The organism is Streptococcus sp. V869 (assembly GCF_054353515.1).
Genome location: NZ_JBTHHW010000001.1, coordinates 565,847 through 578,735, shown reverse-complemented (window position 1 = coordinate 578,735; position 12,889 = coordinate 565,847). Strand labels below are relative to the sequence as shown.

The 12,889-nt window shown below is 38.5% G+C and carries 13 protein-coding genes and 1 pseudogene; all 14 read left to right on the top strand.

The window, feature by feature from the left end:
• Positions 1 to 75 precede the first annotated feature (75 nt).
• The 14 genes and pseudogenes from ybeY (at position 76) to pepF (ending at position 12,889) form a co-directional block, all read left to right on the top strand.
• Positions 76 to 573 carry an rRNA maturation RNase YbeY gene (gene ybeY, locus ACXYSN_RS02925; protein WP_458636093.1) on the top strand — a complete coding sequence of 166 codons (498 nt, stop codon included), beginning with the start codon at positions 76 to 78 and terminating at the stop codon, positions 571 to 573.
• Positions 554 to 949, top strand: a complete 396-nt coding sequence (locus tag ACXYSN_RS02920; RefSeq protein WP_006150596.1) for a diacylglycerol kinase family protein — start codon at positions 554 to 556, stop codon at positions 947 to 949. The genes ybeY and ACXYSN_RS02920 overlap by 20 nt, the downstream gene beginning before the upstream one ends.
• 17 nt (positions 950 to 966) lie before the next feature.
• On the top strand, positions 967 to 1,866 hold the full coding sequence (gene era / locus ACXYSN_RS02915) for a GTPase Era (protein WP_006150601.1): 900 nt from the start codon (positions 967 to 969) through the stop codon (positions 1,864 to 1,866).
• A 48-nt stretch (positions 1,867 to 1,914) separates the two neighbouring features.
• The gene (gene mutM / locus ACXYSN_RS02910; protein WP_458636092.1) at positions 1,915 to 2,739 is read left to right on the top strand and encodes a DNA-formamidopyrimidine glycosylase; all 825 of its coding nucleotides are present in this window, start codon (positions 1,915 to 1,917) and stop codon (positions 2,737 to 2,739) included.
• A complete protein-coding gene (gene coaE, locus ACXYSN_RS02905; protein WP_458636091.1) occupies positions 2,739 to 3,344 on the top strand; it encodes a dephospho-CoA kinase in 606 nt (201 codons plus the stop codon). The genes mutM and coaE overlap by 1 nt, the downstream gene beginning before the upstream one ends.
• A complete protein-coding gene (locus tag ACXYSN_RS02900) occupies positions 3,331 to 4,530 on the top strand; it encodes a multidrug efflux MFS transporter (RefSeq protein WP_458636090.1) in 1,200 nt (399 codons plus the stop codon). The genes coaE and ACXYSN_RS02900 overlap by 14 nt, the downstream gene beginning before the upstream one ends.
• On the top strand, positions 4,530 to 4,679 hold the full coding sequence (gene rpmG, locus ACXYSN_RS02895; RefSeq protein WP_001809104.1) for a 50S ribosomal protein L33: 150 nt from the start codon (positions 4,530 to 4,532) through the stop codon (positions 4,677 to 4,679). Before ACXYSN_RS02900 ends, rpmG begins: the two co-directional genes overlap by 1 nt.
• A 39-nt stretch (positions 4,680 to 4,718) precedes the next feature.
• Positions 4,719 to 4,952, top strand: coding sequence for a preprotein translocase subunit SecG (gene secG, locus ACXYSN_RS02890; protein WP_000282517.1), 234 nt, complete (start codon positions 4,719 to 4,721; stop codon positions 4,950 to 4,952).
• 94 nt (positions 4,953 to 5,046) lie between these two features.
• Complete coding sequence (rnr, locus tag ACXYSN_RS02885; protein WP_458636089.1) at positions 5,047 to 7,389, top strand: ribonuclease R; 2,343 nt, start codon at positions 5,047 to 5,049, stop codon at positions 7,387 to 7,389.
• Positions 7,352 to 7,819 carry an SsrA-binding protein SmpB gene (gene smpB, locus ACXYSN_RS02880; RefSeq protein ID WP_006150623.1) on the top strand — a complete coding sequence of 156 codons (468 nt, stop codon included), beginning with the start codon at positions 7,352 to 7,354 and terminating at the stop codon, positions 7,817 to 7,819. The genes rnr and smpB overlap by 38 nt, the downstream gene beginning before the upstream one ends.
• A gap of 14 nt (positions 7,820 to 7,833) precedes the next feature.
• Complete coding sequence (gene tehB, locus ACXYSN_RS02875; RefSeq protein WP_441348309.1) at positions 7,834 to 8,694, top strand: SAM-dependent methyltransferase TehB; 861 nt, start codon at positions 7,834 to 7,836, stop codon at positions 8,692 to 8,694.
• Positions 8,695 to 8,881: 187 nt separating this feature from the next.
• Positions 8,882 to 10,030 (top strand): annotated as a pseudogene (locus tag ACXYSN_RS02870) (PDDEXK family nuclease).
• Positions 10,031 to 10,111: 81 nt separating this feature from the next.
• Entirely contained in the window at positions 10,112 to 11,068 is a 957-nt protein-coding gene (locus ACXYSN_RS02865; protein ID WP_458636088.1) for a competence protein CoiA, read from the top strand.
• Positions 11,069 to 11,086: 18 nt separating this feature from the next.
• Positions 11,087 to 12,889: an oligoendopeptidase F gene (gene pepF / locus ACXYSN_RS02860; protein WP_458636087.1), complete on the top strand. Its 1,803-nt coding sequence runs from the start codon at positions 11,087 to 11,089 to the stop codon at positions 12,887 to 12,889.

Genomic DNA, 12,889 nt, shown 5'->3' with positions numbered 1-12,889 from the left:
TATTATATCAAAAAGGTAGAATAAAATCATAAAAATATGGTATAATAAGGCCAAGTAAAGAGAATCGAGAAGCACATGTATATTGAAATGGTAGATGAAACTGGTCAGGTTTCTAAAGAAATTTTAAAGCAAACAAAAGAAATTTTGGAATTTGCTGCTAAAAAAATTGGAAAAGAAGACAAGGAGATGGCAGTCACTTTTGTTACCAATGAACGCAGTCATGTACTCAATTTAGAGTTTCGTGATACTGACCGTCCAACAGACGTTATTAGTCTTGAATACAAACCTGAATTAGAGATTACCTTTGACGAAGAGGATTTGGCAGAAGATCCTGACTTAGCAGAAATGATGTCAGAATTTGATGCTTATATCGGCGAGTTATTCATTTCAATTGATAAAGCGCATGAGCAAGCTGAAGAGTACGGTCATAGTTTTGAACGTGAAATGGGCTTTTTAGCTGTGCACGGTTTTTTACACATAAACGGTTATGATCACTACACTCCGGAAGAAGAAGCGGAGATGTTCGGTTTACAAGAAGAAATTTTAACAGCCTATGGACTCACAAGACAATAAACGAAAATGGAAGAATCGCGACTTGCTCTCAAGTTTAGATTTTGCCCTGACAGGTATTTTTACTGCCATAAAAGAAGAGCGTAATATGAGGAAGCATGCGGTAACTTCTCTCTTAGTTCTACTTGCAGGCATTGTTTTTCAAGTTTCCAGAATTGAATGGCTCTTTCTCCTATTAAGCATTTTTTTAGTAATTACTTTTGAGATTTTGAATTCTGCTATTGAAAATGTAGTGGATTTGGCTAGCCATTATCACTTTGATATGCTTGCAAAGAAGGCTAAAGACATGGCTGCAGGTGCAGTTCTTGTTGTGTCTTTATTTGCTGCAGTGACTGGACTTATCATTTTCATCCCTAGGATTTGGGATTTGCTATTTTAAACATTATAGAGGTAACTATGACATTTAAATCAGGCTTTGTAGCCATTTTAGGACGTCCCAATGTTGGGAAGTCAACTTTTTTGAATCATGTCATGGGGCAAAAAATTGCCATCATGAGTGACAAGGCGCAGACAACGCGCAACAAGATTATGGGAATCTACACGACCGATAAGGAACAGATTGTCTTTATCGATACGCCGGGAATTCACAAACCTAAGACAGCTCTTGGAGATTTCATGGTAGAGTCAGCCTATAGCACTCTTCGTGAAGTCGATACCGTTCTCTTTATGGTTCCTGCTGATGAACCACGTGGGAAGGGTGACGATATGATTATCGAACGACTCAAGGCTGCTAAGGTTCCTGTGATTCTCGTGGTAAACAAGATTGACAAGGTGCACCCAGACCAACTTTTAGCTCAAATCGATGATTTCCGTAATCAGATGGACTTTAAGGAAATTGTGCCAATTTCAGCTCTTCAAGGAAATAATGTTTCTCGTCTAATCGACATTCTCAGTGAAAACCTTGAAGAAGGATTCCAATATTTCCCAGCAGACCAAATTACAGACCATCCAGAACGTTTCTTGGTTTCTGAGATGATTCGTGAAAAAGTGTTACACTTAACTCGTGAAGAAATTCCACATTCAGTTGCAGTAGTGGTAGATTCTATGAAACGAGATGAGGAGTCTGATAAAGTTCATATCCGAGCAACCATCATGGTTGAACGCGACAGCCAAAAAGGAATTGTCATCGGTAAAGGTGGTGCCATGCTTAAGAAAATTGGTACCATGGCTCGTAAAGATATCGAACTTATGCTAGGAGATAAGGTTTTCCTAGAAACCTGGGTTAAGGTCAAGAAAAACTGGCGTGATAAAAAGCTGGATTTGGCTGACTTTGGCTATAACAAAAAAGAATATTAAGAAGAGGTGGGCGGTAGCCTGCTTCTTGTTTTTAGTGAAGGAGGAGTTATGCCTGAATTACCTGAGGTCGAAACAGTTCGACGAGGTCTTGAAAAATTGATTCTAGGGAAGAAGATTTCAAACATTGAGATTCGCTATCCTAAGATGATTAAGACGGATTTAAACCAATTTCAGAAAGAGTTACCTGGTCAAGTGATTCAGTCAATGGGACGTCGAGGAAAATATCTACTTTTTAACCTTAGAGATAAAGTTTTGATTTCTCATCTTCGGATGGAAGGGAAGTATTTTTATTATCCTGACGAGATTCCTGAACGAAAGCACGCCCATATCTTAGTTCATTTTGAAGATGGTACCACCTTAGTTTATGAGGATGTCCGTAAGTTTGGTACCATGGAACTGTTGGCGCCTGAACTCTTGGATTCTTACTTTATTTCAAAAAAACTTGGACCAGAACCAACTGATCAAGATTTTGATTTAGGAAGATTTAAACTAGCCTTGAAAAAGTCTAAAAAATCCATTAAATCTCATTTGCTGGACCAGACTCTTGTAGCGGGATTAGGAAATATCTATGTTGATGAAGTTCTTTGGAGAGCGAAGGTTCACCCTTCTAGACATTCTAACAGTTTAAATGCTAAAGAGGCCAGAAAAGTCCATGATGAAACGATTAAGGTTTTAGGACAGGCTGTTGAAAAGGGTGGTTCAACGATTCGTAGCTATACCAATGCTTTTGGCGAGGACGGGACCATGCAAGAGTTTCATCAGGTCTATGATAAAGCTGGACAAGCTTGTTCACGTTGTGGATCCACCATCGATAAAATTCAACTTGGTGGACGTGGAACCTATTTTTGTCCAAAATGTCAAAGGAGAAAGTGATGGGAAAAATAATAGGAATAACTGGTGGTATTGCATCTGGGAAATCCACCGTCACAAATTTTCTAAGACAAAAAGGATTTGAAGTGGTAGATGCGGATGCAGTCGTCCACCAACTCCAAAAGCCTGGTGGCCGACTTTTTCAGATTTTAGTGGAACACTTTGGTGAGAAAATCCTTCTGGAAAATGGAGACTTGAATCGCCCCTTACTTGCTAGTCTGATTTTCAACAACTCTGATGAGAGAGAATGGTCTAAACAGACTCAAGGGAAAATTATCTGTCAAGAATTGGGGTCTCTGAGAGAAAAGTTAGCTCAGACTGAGGATATATTTTTCATGGATATTCCGTTACTTTTTGAACAGGACTATGCTTCATGGTTTGATGAAACTTGGTTAGTTTATGTATCACCAAATGTGCAATTAGAACGTTTGATGAAGAGAGATAATCTATCAAATGAAGCAGCTGAAGCTCGGTTAGCTTCTCAGTGGCCTTTAGAAGAAAAGAAAAAAATGGCTAGTCATATATTAGACAACAATGGCAGTCGAGATCAGCTCTTGAGTCAAGTAGTAAGTATACTTGAAGGAGGCGATACCCATGCAAGAGATTAGTTGGAAGGATAATCTTCGTATTGCTTGGTTTGGCTGTTTTTTAACAGGAGCCAGCATTTCTCTCGTTGTTCCTTTTATGCCTATTTTTGTAGAGCAATTAGGAGTTGAAGGGGATCAAGTTGCTTTTTATTCAGGTTTAGCTATTTCTGTTTCTGCCGTTTCTGCAGCCTGTGTATCACCAATCTGGGGTATCTTAGCAGACAAATATGGGCGAAAACCTATGATGATTCGTGCGGGGATAGCCATGACTATTACCATGGGAGGACTGGCTTTTGTCCCAAATATTTTCTGGCTCTTGTTTCTACGTTTTCTCAATGGCGTTTTTACAGGTTTCGTACCCAATGCGACAGCTTTGATTGCGAGTCAAGTCCCTAAAGACAAGTCGGGGTACGCCCTAGGAACTTTATCAACTGGCGTTGTCGCTGGAACTTTAACAGGTCCATTTGTTGGTGGTCTTATTGCAGAATTTTTTGGAATTCGGAATGTGTTTTTATTGGTTGGCAGTTTCTTGTTTTTAGCTGCTATTCTAACCATTCTTTTTATTAAAGAAGACTTTCAACCTGTGACGAAAGAAAAAGCACTCCCGACCAAAGAGCTTTTTAAATCTATTAAGTATCCTTTTCTCTTGATAAATCTATTTTTAACTAGTTTTGTAATTCAGTTTTCTGCACAATCGATAGGTCCCATCCTTGCTCTTTATGTACGAGATCTTGGACAGAAAGAGAATCTTCTCTTCGTATCTGGTTTGATTGTGTCTAGCATGGGATTTTCAAGTATGATGAGTGCAGGAGTCATGGGGAAATTAGGTGATAAAGTAGGGAATCATCGACTACTTGTTGTGGCTCAGGTATATTCAGTTTTCATATATCTATTATGCGCAAATGCAACAAGTCCATTTCAATTAGGATTCTATCGTTTTCTATTCGGGATAGGTACAGGCGCTCTGATACCGGGTGTTAATGCACTCCTCAGTAAAATAACTCCCAAAGCAGGCATTTCAAGAGTATTTGCCTTTAATCAAGTCTTCTTTTATCTAGGGGGTGTGATAGGTCCCTTGGCAGGATCAGCAGTAGCTGGCCAATTTGGCTACCACTCTGTATTTTATGCAACAGCTCTTTGTGTAGCTCTGAGTTGTACATTTAATCTTATCCAATTTAGAACATTATTAAAAGTGAAGGAAATCTAGTGCGCGTAAAAATAAATTTAAAATGCTCCTCTTGTGGCAGCATCAATTATCTAACCAGTAAAAACTCAAAAACACATCCAGATAAGATTGAAGTCTTAAAGTATTGTCCCAAAGAAAGAAAAGTGACTCTACATCTTGAATCTAAGTAGAAATTATGGTAAAATAATAGGGATTTTAAGGAGTTTGATATGTATAACCTATTATTAACCATTCTATTAGTATTATCTGTTGTGATTGTGATTGCAATTTTTATGCAACCAACTAAAAACCAATCTAGCAATGTATTTGACGCCAGCTCAGGTGATTTGTTTGAACGTAGCAAAGCGCGTGGTTTTGAAGCTGTAATGCAACGTTTGACAGGAATCTTAGTCTTTTTCTGGCTAGCCATTGCCTTAGCATTGACGGTATTATCAAGTAGATAAGAAAATAATGGGCGAGACTAGGTCTTAGCCTATTTTTATTTTGAAAGAAATAAGGTTTTACACAAAAAATAGTATACAAATCTAGAAAGAAAACATGAAAGATAAAATAAAAGAATATTTAGAAGAGAAGGGAAGAGTTACGGTAAATGATCTAGCTCAAGCTCTGGGAAAGGAGAGCTCTAAGGATTTTAGTGAGCTCATCAAAACTTTGTCTCTGATGGAAAGAAAGCACCAGATTCGCTTTGAAGAAGATGGTAGTCTCAATTTAAGCAAAAAGAAGAAGCATGAAATTACCCTTAAAGGGACTTTTCATGCTCATAAAAACGGCTTTGGTTTTGTAAGTTTAGAAGGTGAAGAAGACGATCTTTTTGTTGGGAAAAATGATGTTAACTATGCTATTGATGGGGATACTGTAGAGATTGTTATTAAGAAAGTTGCAGATCGCCAAAAAGGAACTGCTGCAGAAGCTAAGATTATCGATATTTTAGAACACAGTTTAACAACAGTTGTTGGCCAAATCATTCTTGATGAGGAAAAACCTAAGTATGCTGGTTATATCCGTTCTAAAAATCAAAAAATTAGCCAACCGATTTATGTCAAGAAACCTGCTCTCAAGCTAGAAGGGACAGAAGTTCTCAAGGTCTTTATCGATAAATACCCAAGTAAGAAACATGACTTTTTTGTAGCTAGTGTCTTAGATGTTGTGGGACATTCAACTGATGCAGGAATTGACGTTCTTGAGGTCTTGGAATCAATGGATATCGTCTCAGAGTTTCCAGAGGCTGTTCTTAAGGAAGCAGGGAGCGTTCCAGATTCACCATCTGAGGCGGATTTGGAAGGACGTCTAGATCTGAGAGATGAAATTACATTTACCATAGATGGAGCGGATGCTAAGGACTTAGACGATGCAGTTCACATCAAGCCATTGAAGAATGGTAATTTTGAACTAGGAGTTCACATCGCAGATGTTTCTTATTATGTAAAGGAAGGTTCTGCTCTTGATAAGGAAGCCCTTAATCGTGCGACTTCTGTCTATGTAACAGACCGCGTGGTTCCAATGCTTCCAGAACGCCTTTCAAATGGTATTTGTTCTCTTAATCCTCAAGTAGACCGCTTAACTCAGTCTGCCATTATGGAGATTGATAAACATGGTCGTGTTCGTAATTATACGATTACGCAGACTGTTATCAAGACAAGCTACCGTATGACCTATAGTGATGTCAATGACATTTTAGCTGGTGACGAGGAGAAGAGACAAGAGTATAAGAAAATTGTTCCTAGCATCGAACTCATGGCTAAGCTTCATGAAATTCTTGAAGATATGCGGATTAAGCGTGGAGCTCTAAATTTTGATACCAATGAAGCTAAAATATTGGTTGACAAGAAAGGGAAACCAGTAGATATTGTTCTTCGTCATCGTGGGACTGCAGAACGTATGATTGAGTCCTTTATGTTGATTGCTAACGAAACAGTTGCTGAGCATTTTAGCAAGCTTGATTTACCTTTCATCTATCGTATCCATGAGGAACCTAAAGCTGAGAAAGTTCAGAAGTTTATTGATTACGCTTCTAGTTTTGGCTTACGAATCTACGGAACTGCTAGTGAGATTAGTCAAGAAGCCCTCCAAGATATCATGCGCGCCGTTGAGGGAGAACCTTACGCGGATGTATTGTCGATGATGCTTTTGCGTTCGATGCAACAGGCTCGTTATTCTGAGCATAACCATGGGCACTATGGCCTAGCAGCAGACTATTACACTCACTTTACCAGTCCGATTCGCCGTTATCCGGATCTCTTGGTTCACCGTATGATTCGTGACTATGGACGTTCTAAAGAAGTGGCGGAACATTTTGAACAGGTCATTCCAGAGATTGCGACCCAGTCATCCAACCGTGAGCGCAGAGCTATTGAGGCAGAGCGTGAAGTTGAAGCTATGAAAAAAGCCGAATACATGGAAGAGTTTGTGGGTGAAGAGTATGATGCTGTTGTTTCCAGTATTGTAAAATTCGGACTCTTTGTTGAATTGCCAAATACAGTCGAAGGCTTAATTCACATTACCAATTTGCCTGAATTCTATCATTTTAACGAACGTGATTTAACCCTTCGTGGGGAGAAATCAGGAATTACTTTCCGAGTGGGTCAGCAGATACGTATTCGTGTTGAAAGAGCTGATAAGATGACTGGTGAGATTGATTTCTCCTTTATTCCAAGTGAATTTGATGTGATTGAGAAAGGTTTAAAACCGTCTGGCCGCAAGGATAGAGGTCGTCGTTCGGATAAGAAAGAAGACAAGAGAAAAGCCGGTCACTCAAGTGATAAGCGCAAGCATTCATCAAAAGACAAGAAGAAAAAGAGCAAGAAACCTTTTTATAAGGAAGTAGCAAAGAAAGGAGCCAAGCATGGCAAAGGGCGAGGGAAAGGTCGTCGCGCAAAATAAAAAGGCGCACCACGACTATACAATCGTAGATACGCTAGAAGCAGGAATGGTTTTGACAGGAACTGAAATCAAGAGCGTTCGAGCAGCTCGTATCAATTTGAAAGATGGGTTTGCCCAAGTGAAAAACGGCGAAGTTTGGTTGAGCAATGTTCATATCGCTCCTTATGAGGAGGGCAATATCTGGAACCAAGAACCAGAACGTCGTCGAAAACTTCTCCTTCATAAAAAACAAATCCAGAAACTAGAGCAAGAAACAAAAGGAACAGGAATGACTCTGGTTCCACTTAAAGTCTATATCAAAGACGGCTATGCCAAACTCCTCTTAGGGCTTGCTAAAGGGAAACATGACTACGATAAACGGGAGTCAATCAAACGTCGTGAGCAAAATCGTGATATCGCGCGTGTTATGAAAGCTGTTAACCACCGATAGAAAGAGTGAAGAATATGGAAAAACTAGTTGCCTACAAACGCATGCCTGTCTGGAATAAAGACACCATGCCAGAGGCTGTTCAAAGAAAACACAATACTAAGGTCGGAACCTGGGGGAAGATTACCGTATTAAAAGGAGCTCTTAAGTTTATTGAATTGACTGAAGAGGGAGAAGTTATAGCTGAGCACCTCTTTGAAGCAGGTGCTGATAATCCTATGGCACAACCTCAAGCTTGGCACAGAGTGGAAGCTGCCACAGATGATGTGGAGTGGTACTTGGAATTTTATTGTAAACCAGAGGATTATTTCCCAAAGAAATACAATAGCAATCCAGTTCATTCGGAAGTCTTAGAAGCTATGCAGACCGTGAAATCGTGTAAAGCACTAGATCTGGGCTGTGGTCAAGGAAGAAATGCACTCTTTTTAGCTCGGCAAGGATTTGATGTTACAGCAGTGGATCAAAATGAGCTATCCCTTGAAATCTTGCAAAGCATCGTAGAGCAAGAAGATTTAGAAATGCCTGTCGGTCTCTATGATATTAATTCAGCAAGCATAGGCCAAACTTACGATTTTATCGTATCGACAGTTGTTCTCATGTTTTTACAAGCAGATCGTATTTCGTCTATCATTCAAAATATGCAAGAACAAACCTCTATCGGTGGCTATAATTTGATTGTTTGTGCTATGGATACAGAGGATTACCCATGTTCTGTTAATTTCCCATTCACCTTTAAAGAGGGGGAGTTGGCTAATTACTACAAGGACTGGGAATTGGTTAAATACAATGAAAATCCAGGTCATTTACATCGTCGTGACGAAAACGGCAATCGTATTCAACTACGCTTTGCGACCATGTTGGCAAGAAAAGTAAAATAAAAGACTAAGGGAATAGAAAAGGATTTTTCTATTTCCTTTTTTGTTACCCTAATAAGAAAGGAAGTTCTCAATTTATGCTATACTAGAAGTAGGAGAAGTCGATGAAGTTAAACAGAATCGTGATAGTTTTAAAATGATTCTAATCGACCACTATTCCATCGGACTTTTTTGTCTAGGAGGTCTTAGGATGACTAGTCTTTTAATTGAACTGTATGACCGTCATACCATTGAGAAAAATGTCTACCAAGCTTTTGTCAGTGATTGTGATGAAATTTTATTTTTATCTTTGAAAAAAATTGCTGAAGAAGAAAGAGTATCCCTGAAACATTTTTTATTGGAACAAGTACCCCACTTAAAACAAGTACATTTTCGTCAATTTAAGCTAAATAAAGTCTGGCAGGATTTAGACCTCTTTATAGAAAGTTATGATTCAGTTACAATTGATGTTTTTGGTGGAGATAATCTATTAGCGATTGTCTTATTTCAATATGGTTTAGAAAATAATATTCCGATTATTGCTATGGATGTTGAACAAGGAAAACAGTATGCATTAGGAAGGACTAAAATTGAGGATGAAGTCCTAGACATTCCTAGTCTATCCATTGAACAGTTGGTAGCCTTACGTGGTGGTAAAATTTTGAAATCAAGACGACCTCAGCATACGGTTAAGCAAATTGAAGCTATCAAAAAATTGGCCAAGTACGCTATTGAGAATCCAGAAGAATGGTATCAGATTACTCAATTTTTTGCGATAGCAAAAACAGCCGATTTTCACTCTGAAACAGCAAAAGTTTTGGAAAGTAACGGAAAAACCTACTCCTATCCAGCTAAATTGATTCCTCTATTTAAGGATGCCAATTTACTAAAAATCGAAGAGGAAAAAAGAGATAGGGTTGCCTATACATTTCTCAGTCCAGAAGCACATTTGTTATGTCGCACCAAGGGACATATTTTGGAGCTTTATATCTATTTACTAGCCCTTTAGTCTGAGTATTTTGACGAATGCCTTATTGGCGCTGAGATTGATTGGAATGGTATCTTTCCTGAGATGGACAATGTTCAAAATGAGATTGATGTTATCTTTCGTAAAGGTCACTCAGTAGTATTCATTTCCTGTAAAATGACAGATTTATCAGTTGAAGCTATTAACGAACTTGAAGTTTATGCCAATCATTTTGCAGGTGACAATTGTTTGAAAATGATTGTTTGCTCAGGCAAGATTAACCCGGTTTACAGTCATCGTTGTCAGGAATATGGTGTAATGGTGATTAAGCAGGATCAAATACAGAATCTCATCCCTATGGTTCAGAAATATATTAAAAATCAAAGAAAATAGTTGAGAATTATATAGTATAAAAGGTTGAATCTATCAGACTTTTTCTTCTTCTTTTCGAATGGAATAGAAAAGGAGGTCTCTATGTTTCTAGCGAGGGATAAAAATGGGAATTTAATTAGCGCTTTAGGGGATGAAGTAAAGAAACAAACTTATTATTGCCCAGCTTGTGGAGCACGTGTTCGCTTGAGAAAAGGGAAAAATGTACGAACGCATTTTGCTCATGAAAGTCTAAAAAAATGTGATTTTTTCCATGAAAATGAAGGACCAGAACACCTGGAAAACAAGGAGCAATTGTTTTATTGGGCTAAGAAGAATGATGAGGTTGAAATGGAATATCCGATACCTGAACTGAAGCAAATTGCTGATATCTTTATCAATAAACAACTAGCCCTAGAAGTTCAGTGTAGTCCAATTTCTTGTGAACTTTTAAGGGAGAGAAGCAATGGTTATCGAAGTCTAGGTATTCAAGTTTTGTGGTTACTTGGAGAAAAACTATGGATAAAAGAGCGACTAACTCAACTACAGAGAGATTTTCTTTATTTCAGTAATAATATGGGCTTTTATCTTTGGGAGTTAGACCATAAAAGACGAGTTTTGAGACTTAAGTACTTACTCCACCAAGATTTGAAGGGAAAACTTCATTATCAGGTCAAGGAATTTTCTTATGGCAAAGGGAATCTTCTAGAAATATTACGGACTCCTTATCAACAACAAAACCTGATTTCTTTTTCAGTTGAGCAAGACAGGAACATCTGTTATTACATTCAAAAACAACTTTATTATCAAAATCCCTATTGGATGAAGCAACAAGCTCAAGCCTATTTGAGCGGAGAGAATCTTTTGAATCGGAAGAAACAGGACTGGTATCCCCAATTAAGGCCGATAGAAAACGGATCTTTTTGTCAAATTAAACAAGATATTCATGATTATTATCGCAACTTTCGAATTTATTATCAAAAAAATCCTCAAACTGAGTTACAAAAGCTCTATCCACCTGCCTTTTATCAGCGTTATTTCCTGAAAAATATGGTAAAATAGAAAGGATGGAGGTAATTTATGGTATTACAACGAAATGAAATAGATGAAAAAGATACATGGGATTTGTCCACTATCTTTGAAACAGACCAAAAATGGGAAGAAGAGCTCGCCCTTTTAACGGAAGATACAAAACAAGCAGCTAGTCTTGAGGGACATCTCTTGGATAGTGCAGTAAGCCTTCTTGATATTACGGAGCGTTATCTGGACTTGAGTCGTCGTCTTGAAAAACTCTATGTCTATGCACATATGAAAAACGACCAAGATACTCGAGTAGCTAAGTATCAAGAATACTATGCAAAAGCAATGGCTCTTTATAGTCAACTTGATCAGGTCTTCTCTTTCTATGAGCCGGAATTTATGGCTATCACAGAAGATCAGTATCAAAACTTTTTAACAGAAGAACCAAAACTCCAGCCTTATAAACACTTCTTTGATAAACTATTGCAAAATAAGGACCATGTCCTTTCACAACGTGAAGAAGAGTTGCTTGCAGGTGCTGGTGAAATCTTCGGTGCTGCTAGTGAAACCTTTGCTATTTTAGATAATGCAGATATTGTCTTTCCATTCGTTAAAGATGAAGATGGAAATGAAGTTCAATTGTCACACGGTGTTTATATGCGCTTTGTAGAATCTAAAAATCGTGAGGTTCGTCGTGGAGCTTATGAAGCTCTTTACTCTACCTATGAACAATACCAGCACACTTATGCTAAAACCTTGCAGACCAATGTTAAAGTGCAAAACTATCGTGCTAAGGTTCGTAACTACAAGAGTGCGCGTGAAGCAGCTCTTGCAGCTAACTTTGTGCCAGAAAGTGTTTATGATAACCTAGTGTCTGCCGTTCGTAAGCATTTGCCACTCTTACATCGTTATCTAGCTCTTCGCTCAAAAATCTTGGGTATTCCAGACCTCAAGATGTACGATGTCTATACACCATTGTCTTCAGTAGAATACAGCTTTACTTATGAGGAAGCCTTAAAGAAGGCAGAAGAAGCTTTGGCAGTTCTTGGTGAAGATTACTTGAGTCGTGTGAAACGTGCCTTCAGCGAACGTTGGATTGATGTGTATGAAAATCAAGGCAAGCGTTCAGGTGCATATTCAGGTGGATCATACGATACAAATGCCTTCATGCTACTTAACTGGCAGGATAACCTCGATAATCTCTTTACCCTTGTCCATGAGACAGGTCACAGTATGCATTCTAGCTATACGCGTGAAACCCAGCCTTATGTCTACGGGGATTACTCAATTTTCCTAGCTGAGATTGCTTCAACAACCAATGAAAACATCCTGACAGAAAAATTATTGCAAGAAGTTCAAGATGATGCAACACGCTTTGCGATTCTCAACAACTTCTTGGATGGTTTCCGTGGAACAGTATTCCGCCAAACTCAATTTGCAGAATTTGAACATGCCATCCACCAAGCAGATCAAAACGGTGAAGTTTTAACAAGTGAGTTCCTAAACAATCTCTATGCAGACTTGAACCAAGAATACTATGGTTTGAGCAAAGAAGATAATCCACAAATCCAGTACGAGTGGGCTCGAATTCCTCATTTCTACTATAATTACTATGTATATCAATATTCAACTGGTTTTGCAGCAGCTTCAGCCTTGGCTGAAAAGATTGTTCATGGTAGCCAAGAGGATCGTGACCGTTATATTGAATACCTGAAGGCTGGGAAGTCAGACTATCCACTCAACATCATGCGTAAAGCTGGTGTTGACATGGAAAAAGAAGATTATCTCAACGATGCCTTTGCAGTCTTTGAACGTCGTTTGGATGAGTTTGAAGCCCTTGTTGAAAAATTAGGATTAGCATAA